The 19,430-nt window shown below is 42.8% G+C and carries 18 protein-coding genes; 11 read left to right on the top strand and 7 right to left on the bottom strand.

Going from position 1 to position 19,430, the window contains the following annotated elements:
* Nucleotides 1–55 precede the first annotated feature (55 nt).
* Nucleotides 56–439, bottom strand: a complete 384-nt coding sequence (locus V7K53_RS25970) for a hypothetical protein (protein ID WP_335200403.1) — start codon at nt 437–439, stop codon at nt 56–58.
* Nucleotides 440–690: 251 nt separating this feature from the next.
* Here V7K53_RS25970 and V7K53_RS25965 point away from each other — a divergent pair, with 251 nt between their 5' ends.
* The gene (locus tag V7K53_RS25965) at nt 691–927 is read left to right on the top strand and encodes a hypothetical protein (RefSeq protein ID WP_335200402.1); all 237 of its coding nucleotides are present in this window, start codon (nt 691–693) and stop codon (nt 925–927) included.
* A 175-nt stretch (nt 928–1,102) separates the two neighbouring features.
* Here the strand turns inward: V7K53_RS25965 and V7K53_RS25960 are convergent, their stop codons facing one another.
* Nucleotides 1,103–1,453: an ArsR/SmtB family transcription factor gene (locus V7K53_RS25960; RefSeq protein WP_335200401.1), complete on the bottom strand. Its 351-nt coding sequence runs from the start codon at nt 1,451–1,453 to the stop codon at nt 1,103–1,105.
* Nucleotides 1,454–1,533: 80 nt separating this feature from the next.
* On the opposite strand from V7K53_RS25960, the gene trxA reads away from it, so the two are divergent.
* The 6 genes from trxA to V7K53_RS25930 all read left to right on the top strand — a co-directional run bounded on the left by trxA (nt 1,534) and on the right by V7K53_RS25930 (nt 6,889).
* The gene (trxA, locus tag V7K53_RS25955; RefSeq protein ID WP_012412473.1) at nt 1,534–1,857 is read left to right on the top strand and encodes a thioredoxin; all 324 of its coding nucleotides are present in this window, start codon (nt 1,534–1,536) and stop codon (nt 1,855–1,857) included.
* 165 nt (nt 1,858–2,022) lie between these two features.
* Complete coding sequence (locus V7K53_RS25950; RefSeq protein ID WP_335192564.1) at nt 2,023–2,817, top strand: SDR family NAD(P)-dependent oxidoreductase; 795 nt, start codon at nt 2,023–2,025, stop codon at nt 2,815–2,817.
* A 157-nt stretch (nt 2,818–2,974) separates the two neighbouring features.
* Nucleotides 2,975–4,087 carry an alkene reductase gene (locus tag V7K53_RS25945; protein ID WP_335200400.1) on the top strand — a complete coding sequence of 371 codons (1,113 nt, stop codon included), beginning with the start codon at nt 2,975–2,977 and terminating at the stop codon, nt 4,085–4,087.
* Nucleotides 4,088–4,211: 124 nt separating this feature from the next.
* Nucleotides 4,212–4,643, top strand: a complete 432-nt coding sequence (locus V7K53_RS25940) for a YybH family protein (RefSeq protein ID WP_335200399.1) — start codon at nt 4,212–4,214, stop codon at nt 4,641–4,643.
* Nucleotides 4,644–4,741: 98 nt separating this feature from the next.
* Nucleotides 4,742–5,407, top strand: coding sequence for a nitroreductase family protein (locus V7K53_RS25935; protein WP_335200398.1), 666 nt, complete (start codon nt 4,742–4,744; stop codon nt 5,405–5,407).
* Between the two features lie 192 nt (nt 5,408–5,599).
* The gene (locus V7K53_RS25930) at nt 5,600–6,889 is read left to right on the top strand and encodes an MFS transporter (protein ID WP_335200397.1); all 1,290 of its coding nucleotides are present in this window, start codon (nt 5,600–5,602) and stop codon (nt 6,887–6,889) included.
* Between the two features lie 410 nt (nt 6,890–7,299).
* Here V7K53_RS25930 and V7K53_RS25925 read toward each other — a convergent pair whose 3' ends face one another.
* Nucleotides 7,300–7,542: a hypothetical protein gene (locus V7K53_RS25925; protein ID WP_335200396.1), complete on the bottom strand. Its 243-nt coding sequence runs from the start codon at nt 7,540–7,542 to the stop codon at nt 7,300–7,302.
* Between the two features lie 262 nt (nt 7,543–7,804).
* On the opposite strand from V7K53_RS25925, the gene V7K53_RS25920 reads away from it, so the two are divergent.
* Together V7K53_RS25920 and V7K53_RS25915 are read left to right on the top strand one after the other, a co-directional pair.
* On the top strand, nt 7,805–8,692 hold the full coding sequence (locus V7K53_RS25920) for an NAD(P)-dependent oxidoreductase (RefSeq protein WP_335200395.1): 888 nt from the start codon (nt 7,805–7,807) through the stop codon (nt 8,690–8,692).
* 39 nt (nt 8,693–8,731) lie between these two features.
* On the top strand, nt 8,732–9,406 hold the full coding sequence (locus V7K53_RS25915) for an O-methyltransferase (protein ID WP_335200394.1): 675 nt from the start codon (nt 8,732–8,734) through the stop codon (nt 9,404–9,406).
* A gap of 157 nt (nt 9,407–9,563) precedes the next feature.
* On the opposite strand, the gene V7K53_RS25910 is transcribed toward V7K53_RS25915, so the two are convergent.
* Together V7K53_RS25910 and V7K53_RS25905 are read right to left on the bottom strand one after the other, a co-directional pair.
* Nucleotides 9,564–12,293 carry a PAS domain S-box protein gene (locus tag V7K53_RS25910; protein WP_335200393.1) on the bottom strand — a complete coding sequence of 910 codons (2,730 nt, stop codon included), beginning with the start codon at nt 12,291–12,293 and terminating at the stop codon, nt 9,564–9,566.
* Nucleotides 12,294–12,495: 202 nt separating this feature from the next.
* Nucleotides 12,496–13,797, bottom strand: coding sequence for an adenylate/guanylate cyclase domain-containing protein (locus V7K53_RS25905; RefSeq protein ID WP_335200392.1), 1,302 nt, complete (start codon nt 13,795–13,797; stop codon nt 12,496–12,498).
* 153 nt (nt 13,798–13,950) lie between these two features.
* Between V7K53_RS25905 and V7K53_RS25900 the strand changes: the two genes are divergently transcribed.
* Both V7K53_RS25900 and V7K53_RS25895 read left to right on the top strand, forming a co-directional pair.
* Nucleotides 13,951–15,555: a DEAD/DEAH box helicase gene (locus tag V7K53_RS25900; protein ID WP_335200391.1), complete on the top strand. Its 1,605-nt coding sequence runs from the start codon at nt 13,951–13,953 to the stop codon at nt 15,553–15,555.
* Nucleotides 15,485–16,699: a DUF790 family protein gene (locus tag V7K53_RS25895; protein WP_335200390.1), complete on the top strand. Its 1,215-nt coding sequence runs from the start codon at nt 15,485–15,487 to the stop codon at nt 16,697–16,699. Before V7K53_RS25900 ends, V7K53_RS25895 begins: the two co-directional genes overlap by 71 nt.
* A gap of 541 nt (nt 16,700–17,240) precedes the next feature.
* On the opposite strand, the gene V7K53_RS25890 is transcribed toward V7K53_RS25895, so the two are convergent.
* Nucleotides 17,241–17,933 (bottom strand): PD-(D/E)XK nuclease family protein, encoded by a 693-nt coding sequence (locus V7K53_RS25890; protein ID WP_335200389.1) that lies wholly within the window; start codon nt 17,931–17,933, stop codon nt 17,241–17,243.
* Nucleotides 17,934–18,181: 248 nt separating this feature from the next.
* A complete protein-coding gene (locus V7K53_RS25885) occupies nt 18,182–19,057 on the bottom strand; it encodes a prohibitin family protein (RefSeq protein WP_335200388.1) in 876 nt (291 codons plus the stop codon).
* Nucleotides 19,058–19,430: the final 373 nt, after the last annotated feature.

Below are 19,430 nucleotides of genomic sequence, written 5' to 3'. Positions count from 1 at the left end.
AGCTCTCTGGAACACTAACCTACGGATTTCCACAGAAATCGAATTAGAAGTCATGTTAGCTGATTGCAGAATAAGCTCGTGCTTTTAATAAAATCATCATCTGCTCTAGCTGCTCGTAAACATCTAATTCTGCTAATTCCATTTGATCGAGTGTTGCAGAGCGATTTTTTTCTAGTAATTCTTGTAGGCGTGTTTGAGATTGAAATGAAACTTTAAAATTAATAATTTCTTCTGGTTTTGGCCCCTTAATAATCAAAAAATCAATAACTTCTTGATAAACTGCTGGAATATTTGTAGTCTCAGGATTAACTGTTGGCTGAATATTTGTTGGTAGATTAACAACGTCTAGTAATCGCCAAAGCAATTCGGGTAAGCGATTTTGCAGAGGTTCTAAACGTTGAGCTAATTCATCGGAAATTTGAATGGTGAATTCTGCCATTGGTGCTTTTATTGCTATTTTGCACTTTTAAGAATATGTGTTGTATCCTAATTATAGCTTTCAAACCTACCTCTGCATCAGATGCTATTGCTTCAATTAAAGCATCACACCCCAATACTTAGCGGCACGTAAATTTTTTTGGATCGGCCGTTTTATATTTCATCAGTGATTTGTCCTTCTCAAAAGCGATCAAATTATAAGGCACGAATGCTAAAACTAAAGTAAGCCAAAAGTGGTTAATTAAAACAATTATGACAACCGCAACACCAACAATTAATCCTGTTACTGTCCCCAAAAAGCTGCCTTTTCTGGAGTCAATTTGTTGGCAAACTGCTGATATCTATCGCTTTACTCCAGTACAAATGCTGAGTCGCTACGAGCGTGGTTGGCAATATCGCAACCTATTTAATAATCTTGAAGGTGAAGAACTCAATTTTCTTCAGGAACTCGCCAGACGCTATAAATCCTGGTTGCAAGTTTATTTATGATCTCCAGATTTGAACATCATAATAAAATTCTCACAGTTCTTGAATCCTTAGATTCTGACATACTATCGATCTAGCTGTTCTCAGGCTGCGATCGCCAATACCTCAAGTATCAATTGAGAAAGCTGAAAAAACATATCAGGTTATGCGCCCTTTGAAAAGAGCGATCGCACTCTTTCTAAATCCTTGAAGCTATTTGTTTAGTACTAACAGGGCTAACAGGTAATGGTTGAGCGGCTTTCAATACCACATCCAACAACCCTGGAAACAACACCTCTAAATCTTCACGCCGTAGTATGTTAATATGATGTGTCCCTTCTTTGCGTGTCAAAACTATCCCCGACTCCCGCAAAATCTTGAAGTGATTGGACATCGTAGACTTAGCGATCGCAAAATCAAACTTCGCACAGCATTGTTCCCCCTCAGTCGACAACAGCCGCACAATCTCTAGCCGCACCGGATCGCCCAATGCATACAACACGCCCGGTAAAGAAATATTTTTTCTATCTGGATGATAAAGGAATCTCATAGTTGCATTATCTCATCAGGTGGCATATATTTTTATTATTCGATATTATCGAATTATAGAACTAATTAGGAAGGCAATTTATGTCATCCATTACAAACGTCACAGAAGCCACATTCAAGCAAGAAGTCTTGGAAAGTGAAATTCCGGTATTAGTGGACTTTTGGGCACCGTGGTGCGGCCCTTGCCGGATGGTGGGCCCAGTCGTCGATGAAGTTGCTGCTGAATACGAAGGACAGGTGAAATTTGTGAAGTTGAACACAGATCAAAATCCTACTGTCGCTAGCCACTATGGAATTCGCAGCATTCCGACGTTGATGGTTTTTAAAGGAGGTCGCCAGGTCGATACTGTCGTAGGGGCGGTTCCAAAAACTACCTTGAATAAGACCTTAGCACAGCATCTTTAATCTAGGTACTATTGTGAGATGCATTTAGTTTGCAGTCTTCTTTAGAGGGAGCCAGGAGTCTAAATACATAAGACTCCTGACTCCTGACTTCTGACCGGAGGCAGAGCGTCTCCGGCTTTGCTCCTGAATTCTGAATTCTGTTTCAACTAATGGGGAAAGAGCGAAATGGACTTGAAATTGCATGGTAAATCTGCCCTGGTCAGTGGCTCAACCGCAGGTATTGGTTTGGCGATCGCTCTTGGGCTAGCTCAAGAGGGTGCATCAGTGATTGTCAACGGTCGTTCTGAAGAAAGAGTAGCAGATGCGATCGCTAAAATTAAGCATTCTACACCGGACGCAAAAGTTTCTGGTGTTGTTGCTGACGCTGCCACTGCATCAGGGGTAGAAAAACTCATTCAAGAGGTTCCTCACGTTGATATACTCATAAACAATGTGGGTATTTATGAGCCAAAAACCTTCTTTGATATTACTGATGAAGACTGGTTAAAGATATTTGAGGTTAACGTCCTCAGTGGAGTTCGTTTGAGTCGGCAATATCTGCAAAAGCAGCTAGAGCAAAACTGGGGACGGATAATTTTTATCTCCAGCGAATCTGCTATTCAAATCCCAGTGGAAATGATTCACTACGGCACAACAAAGACAGCGCAGCTAGCTATTGCCAGAGGTCTAGCAGAAATGACTGTGGGCACTGGAGTTACAGTAAACTCCGTCCTCCCAGGGCCAACTCGTTCAGAAGGAGTTGAAGAGTTTATCACCAACTTGGCACAGGAACGTGGTATTAGTCCCGATCGAGTTGAGGCGGAGTTTTTTGAAAATGTGCGTCCAAGTTCCTTGATTAAACGCTTTGCAACTAATGAAGAAGTAGCAGCGATCGTAGTTTACCTTTCTAGCCCCGTAGCATCGGCAACTAATGGTGCAGCTTTGCGGGTAGATGGTGGCGTTATTCGTTCGATTGTTTAGTATTTGAACCACAACCGCATAGTTTATTTACTTGAAATAGCTGTAATGCGCTGCACGCAAAATTGGGTAGGGGGAAAACTCTTTCCTTATTCTCCCGATCTCGCAGATGCGGGGTTGCAAATTTTGTATTTTGTATTTTGAATTGGAGCGAAGGAACATGACTACTGATATCAACTTATTTTCTCCTTACCAATTAGGAAATCTGGAACTACCTAACCGGATAGTGATGGCACCCTTAACCCGAAACCGGGCAGGTGAGGGAAACGTACCACACCAACTGAATGCTACCTACTACGTCCAACGTGCTTCCGCCGGACTGATTATTTCTGAAGCAACACAGGTAACTCCTGAAGGACAGGGCTATCCCGCGACACCAGGAATTCATTCACCAGAACAGGTGGAGGGATGGAAGTTAGTAACCAATGCCGTACATCAGCACGGCGGCAGAATTTTTCTGCAACTATGGCACGTAGGCAGGATTTCTCACCCCGATCTACAACCGAATGGAGTTTTACCTGTAGCACCTTCTGCCATTACTCCTAAAGGTGATGCCTCAACTTTTGAGGGGCCAAAACCCTTTGTTACTCCCCGTGCTTTAGAAACATCGGAAATACCACAGATCGTCGAACAGTACCGTCAGGGAGCCGCAAATGCCCTATCGGCTGGGTTTGATGGCGTGGAAATTCACGCGGCTAATGGTTATTTAATAGATCAGTTTCTCCGCGATCGCACCAATCAACGTACAGATAAATATGGAGGTTCTATTGAGAATCGTGCCCGATTCCTGTTGGAGGTGACAGAGGCGGTAACTAGTGTGTGGGATTCTAACCGAGTTGGGGTACGTTTTTCTCCCAGTGGGACTTTTAACGATATAGGTGACTCCAATCCCCTGGAGACATTCGGTTATGCGGCTCAAGCGTTAAATCAGTTTAATTTGGCATATCTGCATATTTATGAGGCAACAGAGGCAGATATTAGACATGGTGGGATAATTGTACCCACTAGTCATATACGCGATCGCTTTACAGGTACACTCATCGTCAATGGTGGTTATACCCGTGAAAAAGGCGATGCAGTACTGGCAAACAAAGCAGCAGATTTAGTTGCTTTTGGCACATTATTTATATCAAATCCCGATTTACCCCGACGCTTGGCTTTGAATGCACCATTGAATGAACCAAATCAAGCAAGCTTTTATGGCGGCGATGAAAAGGGTTATACAGACTATCCATTTTGGTCGGCGGCTAATGAGCAGGTGGTCAATGCCTAATTCTTCTCATCTAAATAATTAAAACCCACTTTCCGCACTCTAAAGTATCAAATCAAATCGAGGATTTTTAGATTTTTCCCAGATACAACATCAGTAAAATGATTGTAAAAATTGGTTGTGAACTATGAAAGATACTTTAGATACAGCGGAAATCAAAGAACGTGTTAACCATTGGCTAGCTGCGTTTAATGCAGGCAAGAAACCCTTTGATTTCTCTCTCCTAGACAATCTCTACTGGCAAGATGAACAATTCCTCGCCTTCGATACCCTCTCACCGCAGACCACTCGAATTCAAGGATGGCAATCGTATGAGGAGATATGGAAGCCCTTCATGACAGCAATAACCCAGTGGCAAGTTAAATCAGTTGGGGATATTCAGATATTTCCAGGTGATAACATTACCGTCTGTGCTTTGATTTTTCACAGTACAGCAACCACCATAGGGAATGAGGCGGTTGGAATTACGGCTCATGCGACGCTTGTATGGGAGAAGCGAGAGGGACAATGGCGCATTATCCACGAGCATATCTCTAACCCGGTTAACATTGCCAATTAGAGAGGAACATATTTGGATTGCCCTGCTCTTTAACGCTCTTAATCACTTTAGATATAAAATCCGAAACCCTTTCATAATCAAACTATCAGGAGAATATCATGAGTTCCATCATCCAAACCCAACCTTTAGATGTGCCCAGTGCAATCGCTAAACGTCGTTCCATCAAAACTTTTAAAACAGACCCCATCACCCCGGAACTGCTTAAGCAACTAGTAGAGTTAACCGTGGCTGCACCCAGCAGCTATAATATCCAGGACTGGCAAATTATTCTTGTGCAAGATGAAGCACAAAAGGCAGCATTGTCAGCAGCATCTTTTAATCAGCAGCAAATTGTTCAAGCACCAGTTACCTTTGTTTTTGCCGCCGATGCGAGTGCATCTGAAAAAAACTTGAACCCGATAATTGAACAGGCTCTTGCAACTGGGGCATGGAATGAAAGCACAGCTAATTATTTTAAAACTGCTATTCCGCAATTTCAAGAGACACTGGGAGACAAACAACGGGAGTATGCGATCAAAGATGCAATTATCGCTGCCACACATTTAGTATTAGCAGCTGAAAGTCTGGGTTTATCTACTTGTTTTATGAATGGTTGGATTGAAGACAAGGTAAAAGAAGTGATTGGTGCAGGAGATAATCCAGATTTAGCGATCGCTGTTTTAGTTCCTGTGGGCTATGCAGCCGAACCACGCTTAAATCCCGGTCGTTTGCCATTCTCCTCTAACGTCTCTGTAGACAGAATCGGTAATCCTTATGCAGGGTAACTTTTCCTAAATTGGAAATGGAGCATTGGGCAATAGTTATTCTCCCTCTGCTCCCCTTACTCCTTGTACTAATCTGTCAAATTCATTCATTTTGACGGTTAGAGAGACGCGATAAATCGCCGTCTCTACAAGGAATTTATTTATCAATTATTTATTGACAGACTACTACTCCCCAGTCCCCAATCCCCACTCATGTCCCTAGCTTCCTTCCTAGCGCGTCGTTCGTTCCACTATGGCTGGATCGTCGCGGGTTTAACATTCCTAGCCTTGCTGGTGGCGGCCGGAATTCGTTCTGCTCCTGGAGTTTTTATAGTGCCTCTCGAACAGGAGTTTGGCTGGAGTAGAGCAACTATATCTTTGGCAATCTCCATTAACTTAGTACTCTACGGATTAATTGGCCCTTTTGCTGCCACAGTTATGGAGCGCATCGGCATTCGTCGGATGATGGTGTTCTCACTTGCTGTCATTGCGCTCGGTGTCGGTTTAACCACTTTGATGTCAGCTTCCTGGCAACTAGTTTTGCTATGGGGTGTAATAGTCGGTTCTGGTAGCGGAGTTATCGCCCTAGTTTTAGGTGCTATTGTTGTCAATCGCTGGTTTTTAGAAAAGCGAGGTCTAGTTCTGGGCATCTTAACCGCCAGTACAGCTACGGGGCAACTGGTGTTTTTACCCATGCTGGCTTCAGTTGCCGATCGCTTTGGATGGCGAACTGCGGCTCTGGCTCTGACTGGTGTAGCACTTCTAATTATTCCAGCGATCGCAGTCTTTATGCGCGATCGTCCGGCAGATGTCGGTTTGCGACCCTTTGGCGACAACAGCGAAACTGTGGAAGTGTTACAGCCCAAAGTCAATTCCATCGCCTCTACTCTTAACGCCCTCTGGCTAGGAATGCGTAATCGAGACTTCTGGCTGTTATTTGCTAGCTTTTTTATCTGTGGCGCAAGCACAAATGGGTTAATTGGAACTCATCTAATTCCTGCTTGTATTGACCACGGTATCCCGGAAGTCAAGGCTGCTGGGCTTTTGGCAATCATGGGACTATTCGATTTTTTTGGTACTACTATGTCCGGTTGGCTATCTGACCGTTGGAACAATCGCTACTTATTGTGCTGGTACTACGGACTACGGGGTATATCTTTGATTTTTTTGCCCTTCAGTTTTAACTTTTCCTTCTATGGACTTTCTATTTTCGCCGTCTTCTATGGACTTGATTGGATTGCCACCGTACCACCAACAGTCCGTCTTGTTGCTAACGCCTTCGGTAAAGAAAATGTCGGTGTGATGTTCGGTTGGATTGTCGCAGGACACCAGCTTGGTGCAGCGACAGCAGCATTTGGAGCCGGAGTGTTGAGAACTTGGACGGGTAGTTATTTACAAGCGTTTATTTTATCAGGTGTTCTCTGTTTAATTGCCGCAGTTTGTGTACTGCAAATTGGCCAAACTCCCACTAAGGGTAATTATCTGGTAGAGAAGAATTTGTAGAGTATGCGTAAGTCCTCATAACTTGCTTGTTAGGCTTATCCGTGGTTTGATTAAATACGATATATTTATCAAATTCTCGTAGTTTCTGACAACTCAATTACAAAAGAGGGCAGGAAGCAGGAGGAAAGAAGTATGAATAAAAACTGTCTTTTCTGGGTCATTGCCCAGTTTAATTACTCAGTTACGTCTTTGTCATCAGTTTTTAGCGCCTTAAAACTCAGTGTTAACTTCTGTCAGAGTGACTCAATTTCCTCATAGTACTTCTGTGAAGAAAGTTTTCCCCAAGTCTGTAGATTGCACAGATTAAAAAACACGTTGAGAAAATTCTTGAAGATTAGCATTATTATTCAACCATAACCTGAGTAAGTGATTGCTTGCCCACTGACAGATTATGCAAAACTAGTCTCAACTTAAGATTTTACAGTCCCATAAGCTGCTCCCAGTGCTGAAAATACCATTGCTGAGGCTGAACCCATTACGCCAAAAAATGAACCGTATATTGGTGTTAAAGAATCGTCCGTTACACTTGCCTGTACTGTTACTCCGCCTGTCACTTGCGTTAATTCATCATCTAAAAGTTCTTCAAATTCTAGAGCTTCTATGTTTTCGATGTCGAGGGTTTTTGATTTGAGTTTATTGATATTCAGAAGCATAATTAAGCTGCGTTTAATACACTATTAACTGTATGTTCAATATAGCAACTGATAGTGAAAAAATCAAGTTAAAAACAAAAATATCGTACTTTCACTAACGGAGATTATTAGCATCAATAGACTTCTTGCAAAAATAAATTATGATCGGTGACAACGACCATTCTTGAGTAGTTGGGTAAAGCTGCATTCAGGACATTTCATTTGTCCATTATTGCACTCATTTCATTACTTTTTCAGGAACACCGTAAATATAAAACTTTCCATGCCTATCCAAACTATTGGTATTTTAAGTCCGGGTGATATGGGACAAGCGATCGCAGCTGTTCTCAATCAATATGAATTGAAAACTATTGCCGCCCTAAACGATCGCAGCGAACGAACTCGGCAATTAGCAGCCGCAGCCAACATTCAAGATGTGGGTTCCCTGACACAACTGGTAATTGAATCTGATGTGGTGCTGTCAGTTCTAGTCCCCGCAGCGGCTACGCAAGCGGCGAAGCAAGTAGCTGAGGCAATCGGCAATGTGGGTAAATCCATTCTCTACGTTGACTGTAATGCGATCGCACCCCAAAAAGTTATAAATATCGGTCAACTTATTAAATCAGTTGGGGGAACATTTGTAGATGCATCAATTATTGGCCCACCGCCGCGAGTTCCCAATCGCACCCGCATTTACACTTCAGGAAAACAAGCAAATCAACTCCTACAACTGCGAGATTATGGCTTGGATGTGCGGGTGATTGGTGATGAAATTGGTCAGGCTTCGGGGTTGAAAATGTCATACGCAGCCCTAACAAAAGGACTTACAGCAATCGGCACAGAATTACTAATTGCAGCCCATCGTTTAGGTTTGGATAAAGAATTATGGGATGAAGTTTCTAGTAGTCAAAAAGAACTCGCTAGCATTTTAACCCGTTCCATTCCATCGATGACACCGAAAGCCCATCGTTGGGTAGGAGAAATGGAAGAGATTGCAGAAACCTTTAAAGAATTGGGTCTAACTGAGCGCATTTTTGACGGAGCAGCAGACGTTTACCGTTTGGTAAAAGAAACCTCCTTGGGTAAGGAAACACCAGAAGAGTCTAATCGCGATCGCCCTTTGGATGAAATCATTACAATCCTCTCCAACGAAGCAATTTCCGACACCTAATCTTGAGTGTTTTATCAATGGGGTAAAAAGCGAGAATCTATGACTCAAGAGCAATGGACTGCGGTCGATCGTTACTTTACCGATCTGCTTGTGCCGCCAGACCCCGCGCTGGATAGAGCGCTCCAGACTAGCGCCGCCGCCGGACTGCCGCTGCACAATGTTTCGCCGAACCAGGGCAAGCTGTTGCTGCTGTTGGCGCAAATCCAAGGAGCGCGAAGCATCCTGGAAATTGGCACACTGGGCGGCTACAGTACAATCTGGCTGGCGCGGGCGTTACCTAGCGACGGACGCTTAATCACACTGGAGGCAAACCCAAAGCACGCCGAAGTTGCTCGTGCCAATATCGCCCACGCTGGTCTGTCCCATATTGTTGACCTCCGGCTTGGACAAGCACTCTCGACGCTGCCACAAATTGCCGCCGAGGGTCACGGCCCATTTGACTTAATCTTCATTGATGCTGACAAGCCAAACAATCCCGAATACTTCGCGTGGGCGCTCCAGCTTTCCCATCGCGGTAGCCCGATCGTTGCTGATAATGTTGTGCGTAATGGAGCAGTGATTGATACTGCCAGCGACGATCCTAGCGTTCAGGGAGTACGCCGCTTCAACGAACTGCTTGCTTCTGAGCCACGCGTCAGTGCCACGGCAATCCAGACCGTGGGTAGCAAAGGATACGACGGGTTTGCGATCGCGATCGTCACCGCCGACGAATAATCCGAAAATGATATTAGACCCTCAATGTTGCGTCAGCTTCCCGCAGAGTACGGAAGTTAAGTAGCTCAAAATCATCGAGGTCGAATATCCCCTTGAAGTTTTCGCCTCTTGCCCCTCTGCCCCTCTGCCCCCCTGCCCCCTGCCCCCTGCCTCCATCCTAAATAGCTTTCATTGGCAGACTGACAACAAATGTCGCCCCCTGTCCAATTCCTGGACTTTCGGCCGAGACTGTACCACCGTGTAATTCTACCAAGTGACGGACGATCGCTAACCCTAATCCTAATCCGCCATGCGATCGCGTGCTGGAACTGTCAGCTTGACGAAAGCGTTCAAATACATGGGGTAGGAATTCGGCAGCAATTCCTGCTCCCGTATCACTCACCCGAATTTGCACGTAAGATTCAACGCACTCTAATTGCACATCAACTCTGCCGCCCTTGGGTGTAAACTTGACGGCGTTGGAGAGCAAATTCCACACAACCTGTTGCAAACGGTTGGCATCACCCACAACTACCTCTAATTTGGGGTCGAATCTACACTTGATACTAATCTCTTTAGCCTGGGCTGCTGGGTACACAGTATCAATTGCCGCCTCTACAAGCGATCCAAGTTCAACTCGATCCATACTTAAACACAGTGTGCCTCTAATAATCCGTGACACATCGAGAACATCTTCAATTAGTTGTGTCAGGGATCTAGTATTACGTTCAATTGTCTCTAGTGCCCGACCAGTAGTGGCCTCATCAAACTTGCGAGTTCTAAGTAGCTGTGCCCAGCCGAGTATAGCATTTAGAGGTGTACGGAGTTCGTGGGAGAGTGTGGCGAGAAACTCATCCTTCATCCGGTTGGCAGTTTCGGCATCGGCGCGTGCTGCTTGTTCGCGTTTAAGCAGTTGTTCGCGTTCTTGCTCTGCTTGTTTGCGATCGGTAATGTCAATCATGAATCCGTGTAGTAGCTGCGGCCCGTTTTCATTCCGCACCACATTCACAATGTCATATAGCCAGACAACTCTGCCATCAGCTGCTAACATTCTGTATTCAAATTCGTAATTATTCAGTGATAGAGAAGATTCTTGGCAATACTCGATAGCCCACTCCCGATCTTCTGGATGCATATTTTTTTCCCAGAAATTATCGGTGTACCAGTCTGATAATGGATAGCCTAGAATCTCAACAGTTTGTGGCCCTACGTAAGTAAAATTCCCAGTATTGGCATTTACCTCCCAAGGAATCACGCGGACTTTTTCGGTCAGCGTCTTTAACCGTTTCTCGCTTTGTTTGAGAGCTGCTTCTGCTAACTTGTGAAGTGTAATATCTGTGACAAGGGCAACAAATCCTGCAACTTTCCCCTCCTGACTGAACTGGGGAATGTAAGTGACATTCACGTAATGGTTTGTGCCATCTTTATTAGGTAATTGGGTTTCGTAAGTTACTTGCTCTCCTGAAAGTACTGCTTCTACGTAAGGGAGAATTGATTGATAAACCGACTCTCCTAAAATTTCTCTAATATGTTTACCAGAAATTTCCGAAGCAGGAAGCCCATACCAGTCTTCATATTCTTTATTATTAAAGCGATAACGCTGCTCGCTATCAACATAAGAAATCTTGACGGGTACAGCATTGGTAATTAGGCGCAGTTCATCTTCTCGTTGACGGAGTGCTGCTTCTGCTCGTTTGCGTTCTGTAATGTCGCGTTGAGTTCCCCACGCTCTCACTAAAAAGCCATTTTCAACAATTCCCACCAGATTATTCAAAAAGTATTTGGAATTACCTTGCTTATCTATTTCATGGGACTCGGCATCAATTAGTCGGTAATTAGAACGGATAAAATTACGCAGGTAGGCAATATTATGTGGATCGGAGGCAACAAGAAAGTCTCCTAGTCTGACACCGATAATTTCTTCGGCACGAGAACAGCCATACATCTGTGCCATAACATTGTTGCATTCTGCCAAGTAAACATATTGGTAAAAATGTTGAATTTGTTCATCTTCTGGACAATCTAGCGAAATTGGTACTTCCAGTTCGATGCACCAAATACCTTCTGAACTCTGCTCTAAAAAAGTGCGGTAGCGTTCTTCGCTTTTGGAAAGAGCAAGTTCTGCTTGTTTGCGTTTGCTTAAATCAATCACAAAAGAAATAATATCATTTTGGTTATTTTCTAACAAAGCAGAACCTAACAGAACAGGAACGCGACTACCATCTTTGCGGATGTATTCGTTCTCAAAAGGCTGACACACGCCTTTAGTTGTGAGTTCTGCGTTAGCGTTCGCAAAGCGTCTCGTAGAGAAGCTCACCGTTCGCGGAGCGTCTCGCAGAGAAGGTATCGCACTGTTGTTAGTTTCAATATATTCTGGTGGGATCATCTCGCGCCATCTGACTCGCCCTGCAAGCAAATCCTCCCGCGAATAACCTACCATTTGTAAAAAAGCATCATTAGCCTCTGCGATCGCCCCGTCCATATTGGCTACAATTACCCCAATGATGTTGGACTCTACCAACCTTCTAAATCTGGCTTCGCTCACCTGTAGTTTCTGCAAACTCTTTTGAAGATGTTGTTTGGCAGTGCGTAATTCTGAGTTCAGCAAGTTAATAATTGTTGTCACCAGCACAAACAAGCCTAAGCGCAGTATGTTGTCTAGACTCGCAACCAAGAGCGAAAATACTGGTTCTAAGAAAAAGTAGCTGACGGCTAAAGTAGACAAAGCAGTAGCCAGTAATCCTGCTTCCATGCCCCCATACCAGGCACTAACCGCCACGGCAGCAAAAAACAGCAGGAAAATACTTGGTTTCAGTAGTGGCTGTAGCAATAGTGTTAATAGCAATACGCTACCAACAGCCAATAGTGCCACAGCATAAGGCGCTAGAAGGGAACGTGTTCCTCTCAATGTGGCTTCTCCTTTTATGCAGCTAGCTAAAGGATTATTCCCAAAATCAGCTAGAAAATGCGTAGGCGTAGCCCGCACTTCGACTTGGCTCAGTGACCATCATAGACATCGCTCAACACCTAATAATGCATCGGCAAAATACATACTAGCTTTATGGGTAAAATATTCTGGAGTCAGAATTCCGAATTCTGACTCCTATTTATTAAGTTTTTAAATTAATTTCCTTTAGTATATAAGTCATCATTTCGCCTTTACCTTTCACTTGAATTAAACCTCGTTTCTCCAATAAGTATTTATCCTTTAAAAGCTGATAACTTGCTTCACAAACCTGGATACTACCTGCAATACCATGTGATTCCATTCTACTAGCTATATTGACTGTATCTCCCCAAAGGTCGTAGGCAAACTTTTTCAGCCCAATCACTCCTGCTACTACTGGCCCTGTACTAATGCCAATACGAATGCTAAAGGATTGGTTATTTTCTTTGTTAAAAGTAGCTACAGCATTTTGCATATCCAAAGCCATATTAGCTATTGCTGGAGCATGATTGTTAGATTGATTTGGTAAACCAGCAACAGCCATATATGCATCGCCAATGGTCTTAATTTTCTCTACCCCATGACGTTCTGCTAATCGATCAAACAGACAGAATATTGTATTTAATAACTCGACTAATTCTGTCGGCGAGGTGTGAGATGAAAGCTCTGTAAAGCCAACAATATCAGCAAATAGCACCGTAACTTCCAGAAAGTTATCGGCAATAGTTGCCGGCTGTTGTTTTAATTGTTCTGCAATCATCTCTGGCAAAATATTTAGTAGCAGCCGTTCAGATTTATGCTGCGCTAGTTCCATTGCCTTACGAGCGTAAAATTCTTTTTTTCGTAAGCGTTCGTATAAATAGACAGAGAAAACACAAATTATGCAAGTCCAAAAGAAATATAATCCTTGCTCAATATAAAAAGCTGATGGATTTTTCAAGATGGGGCTATATAAAATATATAAAGTTAAATAGCAAAGTATTGTTCCGAGTTGAGATATTAAATGCATCCACCATTGGACTGGAATGATTGTAGCTTGAGTGAGAAACATCAAAGTCCAAATATTGTTTCTCGGTTCTAGATTATTAAATAGCAAAGCTATATCAATTTGGACAGCACAAGTTACAGACCAGCATAAACTCAAAAAAATTAAATCAGGATAGCGGCGACCGATAGGAGTTTTGCATAAACCCCAACAAACAAGAGTGAATAATTCTACTACAAGACCAATTTTAAAAGCGTATATCTTGCCTTCTAATTGTGAATTTACCCAAAGAAAAAAAGCAATTAAAGTCAAGCCAGCTACCAACATAATCTGGGCCTGCAATTGCAGCCGTTTCAGTAAAAAGCTCTGTCGCTGTTCTTTGTAGGATTCGGACAGGTTATTGTTAGTTTGCCGATAAGACATTCCGTGACTAATGAGCGCATCTAGTTGGGTTTTGTCGGAGTTAGTTGGATGAATCATGCACTTTTTGCGTTATTAGTAATCAAGGGACTAGGGAGTAAAGAAGGGAATAGGGTACAGGTTACAGGGTACAGATTATTCCCTATCACCTATCACCTGTCACCTGTCACCTGTAACCTAATCCCGATGCCCAATGCCCAATGCCCAATACTCATGGCTCGTACCCCTACATTAAATTTTGATCGTGGCACATTAATTTTGCATCCACCACCACGCGGCAAAGGTTGGATGGACTATGCTACGTGGGATGATAGAGTTGAAAAATTCCGCATTCCAGCAATTAGATACCGATCGCTAGTGGAAGCACTACAAGCGGAAGATGTGAATTTTATCGATGAGGCCAAGCAATTTTATCCAGTAGATTTGGTTCCCACTCTGGAAATGGAACCCTATCCTCACCAGACTGAGGCGCTAGCAGCTTGGAAACTGGCGGGTAGACAAGGAGTCGTTGTGCTTCCCACGGCGGCGGGAAAGACTTATTTGGCGCAAATGGCGATGCAGTCAACGCCGCGCACGACGCTGATTGTAGTGCCAACTTTGGATTTAATGCATCAATGGTATGCACATTTAGTAGCGGCTTTCCCCGATGCTGAGGTGGGATTGCTGGGAGGTGGTTCGCGGGATAGAACGGCAATTTTAGTTGCAACTTACGATAGTGCCGCAATTCACGCCGAAACGTTGGGAAATCAATATGCGTTGATTGTTTTTGATGAATGTCATCATTTACCGACAGATTTTAATCGGGTAATTGCTGAATATGCGATCGCACCTTATCGCCTGGGACTCTCCGCGACACCGGAACGTACCGATGGTAAACACGCTGACTTAAATATCCTTATTGGTCAAGAAGTATATCGCAAACGCGCTGAAGATTTGGCGGGGAAGGCGTTAGCAGAACATGAAATTGTTCAAATTAAGGTAAAGTTATCGCAACTTGAGCGGGAAAGATATAACCAGTTAATTCAAACCCGCAACGATTTTTTGAAGCAATCAAAGATTTCTTTGGGGAGTCTGCAAGGTTGGCAAATGTTCGTGCAAATGAGCGCTAGATCGCAATCTGGACGTAGGGCGATGTTAGCGCATCGAGAAGCGAAAGATATCGCTTTGGGTACTGATGGAAAATTGCGAATTCTAATTAATTTATTAGCAGAACATTATCCGGCACGAATTTTGATTTTTACTGCAGATAATGCGACAGTTTACCGCATTTCTCAAGAGTTGCTCATTCCAGCAATTACTCATCAAACTCCTGTGAAAGAACGGCATGAGATATTAACAAAGTTTCGGGAGGGTAAATATAATACTTTGGTTGCTTCTCATGTATTGAATGAAGGGGTTGATGTACCTGCGGCTTCTGTGGCAATTATTTTATCGGGGACGGGTTCGGCTAGGGAGTATACTCAGCGATTGGGTAGGGTTTTACGGAAGGGGAATATTGAGAATAAACAGGCGATTTTGTATGAGGTAGTGGCGGAGGATACTAGTGAAGAGGGGACTTCGGCTAGGCGGAGAGGGGAGAGAAAGATAGGGAAAGAAAAAGAAAGGAAAGGAAATTTACAGGTTGTGTATGGGAGTGGGAAAGAACGGAGTTTGAAGGCGGCGGAACAGTTAGAAATTAATTATTCAGTCCAAAATCCAAAACTTGTACTGAGCGAAGTCGAAGTATCTAAAATCCAAAATTCAGCAGATGTTACCGACAGACTTACTGATGCATCGCCAAAACGGGGAGGAGATCGTTCCGAAGAGACTGAAGATTGATCGAGCAACTTCAGAGTTGGCGACTGAGTTAATTAATTATTTTCAATCAGCAGTGGGAAAGACTCAAGGTGTGCTTGAGCGACAACTGACTGATTTTGAAGGAGATTCTACAGATTATCGAGTGAAGCGGGGATTAGCTTATATTCTCAAAAGTAGTTTTTGCACTTTTGAGGTGGTTAGTCCTTTGGAACCACAGATGTTAAGAGAACGAGTGTTTTCGTTGGCTGCAAAGTCGGTTTCTAGTCGAGAATCTACCCAAGTTACTCTGAGTAAAATTGCTGATGAATTAACTCAAGAACTTGAACGAGAAGTTTTGGTGGAACAGGTTCGGAATGGACTATATGCTGATTTATCTGAAAATAAGATTTTGACTATTTTTGATGCACCAACAGCGCCAGATTTATTAAATCGATACAATTTATCTCAAGTGCAGGGTGTGTTTTATAAGGCCAGTCAACTGGTGTTAAATGCTCATCGCAATGTTCCGGGAGAATATAAGCTGTTATTTCGCTATTTAAAGTTGTTTCAATTGATGGCCTATATTGAAGGTGATGCTGACCACGGGTTTACAATTACCATTGATGGGCCGACGAGTTTGTTTAATCCTAGTACGCGATATGGGTTAGCGATCGCTAAACTTATTCCTGCTTTACTTCACGTTACCAAATGGAGTCTTTCGTCGATTCTCCAAACCCGCGATGCTTATACAAATAGTTGGAAAACTGGACGTTTCACTCTCAATTCTGAATGTGGTTTAGTATCCCACTATCCACCCGGAAAGCCCTACGATAGTATGCTAGAAGCCTCCTTTGCTGATAAATGGGATGCGTTAAAAAGTGGCTGGGCGTTAGAGCGAGAAGTTGATTTGATACCAATTCCCGGTAGTGTGATGATTCCCGATTTTCGCTTGGTACATTCTGATGGTCGCACCTTCTTGTTAGAAATTGTTGGTTATTGGCGACCTGAATATTTACAAAAGAAGTTTTCTCAGGTGCGACGGGCTGGACGTGATGACTTGATTTTGGCTATTTCCGAGCGCCTTAATTTAGAAAAGGCGGGAGTAAAATTAAATGATGTCCCCGCCAGAATTGTTTGGTTTAAAGATAAGTTATTACCGAAAGCTGTGTTAGCTGTAATGGATTGAACAAGGAAGAATGAGATGAAAAGTATAGAAACAATTGCCACAGTTACCAAAGATGGTAAAATTGTAGCGCAGTTACTATTGGATATTCCAGAGGGTAAGCATTAAGTGGTGATAGTAATTGATCGGAAGCGTTTAGCACAAAAACAAGAGAAAAAAGAAAAGAAAGCGCCTCTCAAATTTTCCTCATATCCTGTAGGATTAGTCTCGGAAAGTTTAACTTTCCGCAGAGAAGACCTTTATGCAAACGACTAATAACCCTGTTTTCATCGATACGAATATAGCGCTTATTGTTTGGATGCAATACACTCTGACCTCACTTCCATTCCTATCTCCTTTTAACCCACATTCCGCAGGTGCGATCGTAAATGCTGTATTTTTTAAAATGACTTAAATGCTGCACTTTAGAAGCATGACAGCATCACCATTAGATATAAGTACCTTAACATGTATAACCGACAGAACTACTGCAAACGCTTGTAGAACAAGGTATTGATTTATAGATTAGTTGCCAAACCTTTCAGTAATTGTGCAATCCCACTGACTAACCCCAAACACTTCTGCGTTCCCAAAACTGGGCGACTCTTTTTTCCCACTGCTCCCAGTAATCTTGAATAACTGCTGATTCAAACCAAAATACCTCAGCTGGCATTTCTGGAATCGCTACTACCAACAGAGCGTGCTTTAGCTGAATGCCATAATCTCGATAATACTCATTAGCTGCTCCTATGTATGCCGTAAGTTGTAGTGGATGCTCATATAAATGCTCAATTGAACCTTTGGGTTTGTCTGCTGTTTTCCACTCGCAAATACAGGGAATACCTTGATAGCTAGCAATACAATCAACTTTGCCAGAATAACTCAAATTATGATGAAAAACAGAGCCTTCCACCAGTCTAACTGTGTCGATTTCTTGTAAAACTGGCTTGATACTCTCCCAATAAGGGCGACTCGCTTCGGGACAAACAGGGTTTTGACCAAGGAGGTAGCGCTCAATTTGTTTGTGTGTTTGGGTTCCCCGACGACTAGCGCTTGTAGTAATGCGCGTAGCTTCTTCTGTACCAACACGCACTTTCCAGTTTAATAATCTGTCTCTGTCTGCTTGTGATTTGGTGGCATTAAGTATTGTAGTAACACTGGGAAAGCGATTTCCCTTGGCATCTACATAATATTGTTTACCATTTTCTCTTTTAGCTGTGGCATTAATGCGTGGTAGCAGTTGGGTATCAAATTGCATTATTAATTCGTAGTTCGTAAGCTTAACTAACTTTAATAATTTTAGAAGAAGGATTTTACTAAATTGGTATTATCATTTTGAATGGCACGTTCAGTAAGCTTTTCCGGCACTTCCTGGAGATTGTCATATTCTCAGTGGAAAAAACCAACGCCAAGAGTGAACGTAGCAAATAATGTATACTCCATACAATTAAAATTCTCTCAAGCCATTGACTTGATCGGAAAATTTTATGGCTTTGAGGTTCCTGTTTATGGCTGGATCATAATAGGCACTGCGCCTTTTTCAGAACCAATAATTACTAACTTAGAATTATTAGATTTAGCTAGCTTTTCTGTGGCTTCAATCGCTCGTAATTGTAGCACTTGGTTAGTAAGCCCACCAGAGAGAATTTTTTGGGAATCAGCTATACCTCGCGCTTCAATCAGCTTTCGTTCTGCCTCTTGACGCTCTTTCTCTAAAACAAATTTCATCTGCTGATTTTCTTGCTCTGTCTTGAGTTTGTTTTGAATTGCAGCTTGTAGAGTATCAGGCATTTTGATGTTTCTTAAAAGAGCTTCCTCAACGATGAAACCCAAAGCTGGTATCTCTTGAGTGAGTTGTTGGTCAATTTTTTGGGCAATTTCTTGGCGTTTGGTAGAATAAATAGCATTGGCTGGGTAATTTGCCGTGATGGCGCGGACGGTAGAGCGGAATCTGGAAATTACCAGTTGTGTTTCATCAGTTCCAATTGTTTTATATACTGTAGCTGCCTTTTGCGGGTCGAGCTTGTACTGAAGACTGACATCAAGATTTAGGCTCAAACCTTCTTGCGATGTTGCATCTACATTTTCCTTTATATCCTTAATGCGAGTAGAAAAATTCAGCACCTTGCTAAAGGGGTTAAGCAAGTGGGCACCAGGATTAAGAGTAGTTTCGGAAACCTCACCAAAAAAATTGACGACACCCACATTACCAGGTGGGACAATCACCAAAAGCCTAGAAAAAGAATTCAGTACTGCAATACTGCCAATTAATATCATAATTGTGCGTATTGCTAAACGTGACCTTTCACTAGATATCCTATCTGTATTGAGATAAACGAGAATTGCAATTAGGCTAGTTACAAGAGAGACTATAAAGCCCATAAGTTTTTTGTGTGTAGTTAAGACGAATGTACTTAATCACATAATTCCCAAACGCTTTTATGAAACTCATATCATTTCACACAAGTTAGAGGTTTACGAATTTTTTTACAGATTAAAAAAGATTCCCGACTTTTCTCAGAAGTCAGGAATCTCAGCTTTGGAGCAATGTCTACGACAGGCATTGCCTACGCACTTTACTAGGAAGTAATATCAAGTCCGGGTAATTAGTTATGATTTCCACAATCATTGCACCCCACCCCCAGCCCCTCCCCGCAGGCGGGCAGGGTGGTTTCATACAACGAGAGAAAAATAATAATGATTTATAGAGGGTGGAGAAAAATGGATAACTAACAAGTATGAATCTCGTCGAACA

The sequence above is a fragment of the Nostoc sp. genome (assembly GCF_036917355.1).
Lineage (GTDB): Bacteria > Cyanobacteriota > Cyanobacteriia > Cyanobacteriales > Nostocaceae > Nostoc.
The sequence above is the reverse complement of the archived record's forward strand: the minus strand, read 5'-3'. Positions and strand labels throughout refer to the sequence as shown.

Coding starts and splice junctions, on each gene's coding strand:
- V7K53_RS25970 (WP_335200403.1), bottom strand. CDS start 439: ATGGCAGAATTCACCATTCAAATTTCCGATGAATTAGCTCAACGTTTA.
- V7K53_RS25965 (WP_335200402.1), top strand. CDS start 691: ATGACAACCGCAACACCAACAATTAATCCTGTTACTGTCCCCAAAAAG.
- V7K53_RS25960 (WP_335200401.1), bottom strand. CDS start 1,453: ATGAGATTCCTTTATCATCCAGATAGAAAAAATATTTCTTTACCGGGC.
- trxA (WP_012412473.1), top strand. CDS start 1,534: ATGTCATCCATTACAAACGTCACAGAAGCCACATTCAAGCAAGAAGTC.
- V7K53_RS25950 (WP_335192564.1), top strand. CDS start 2,023: ATGGACTTGAAATTGCATGGTAAATCTGCCCTGGTCAGTGGCTCAACC.
- V7K53_RS25945 (WP_335200400.1), top strand. CDS start 2,975: ATGACTACTGATATCAACTTATTTTCTCCTTACCAATTAGGAAATCTG.
- V7K53_RS25940 (WP_335200399.1), top strand. CDS start 4,212: ATGAAAGATACTTTAGATACAGCGGAAATCAAAGAACGTGTTAACCAT.
- V7K53_RS25935 (WP_335200398.1), top strand. CDS start 4,742: ATGAGTTCCATCATCCAAACCCAACCTTTAGATGTGCCCAGTGCAATC.
- V7K53_RS25930 (WP_335200397.1), top strand. CDS start 5,600: ATGTCCCTAGCTTCCTTCCTAGCGCGTCGTTCGTTCCACTATGGCTGG.
- V7K53_RS25925 (WP_335200396.1), bottom strand. CDS start 7,542: ATGCTTCTGAATATCAATAAACTCAAATCAAAAACCCTCGACATCGAA.
- V7K53_RS25920 (WP_335200395.1), top strand. CDS start 7,805: ATGCCTATCCAAACTATTGGTATTTTAAGTCCGGGTGATATGGGACAA.
- V7K53_RS25915 (WP_335200394.1), top strand. CDS start 8,732: ATGACTCAAGAGCAATGGACTGCGGTCGATCGTTACTTTACCGATCTG.
- V7K53_RS25905 (WP_335200392.1), bottom strand. CDS start 13,797: ATGATTCATCCAACTAACTCCGACAAAACCCAACTAGATGCGCTCATT.
- V7K53_RS25900 (WP_335200391.1), top strand. CDS start 13,951: ATGGCTCGTACCCCTACATTAAATTTTGATCGTGGCACATTAATTTTG.
- V7K53_RS25895 (WP_335200390.1), top strand. CDS start 15,485: ATGTTACCGACAGACTTACTGATGCATCGCCAAAACGGGGAGGAGATC.
- V7K53_RS25890 (WP_335200389.1), bottom strand. CDS start 17,933: ATGCAATTTGATACCCAACTGCTACCACGCATTAATGCCACAGCTAAA.
- V7K53_RS25885 (WP_335200388.1), bottom strand. CDS start 19,057: ATGGGCTTTATAGTCTCTCTTGTAACTAGCCTAATTGCAATTCTCGTT.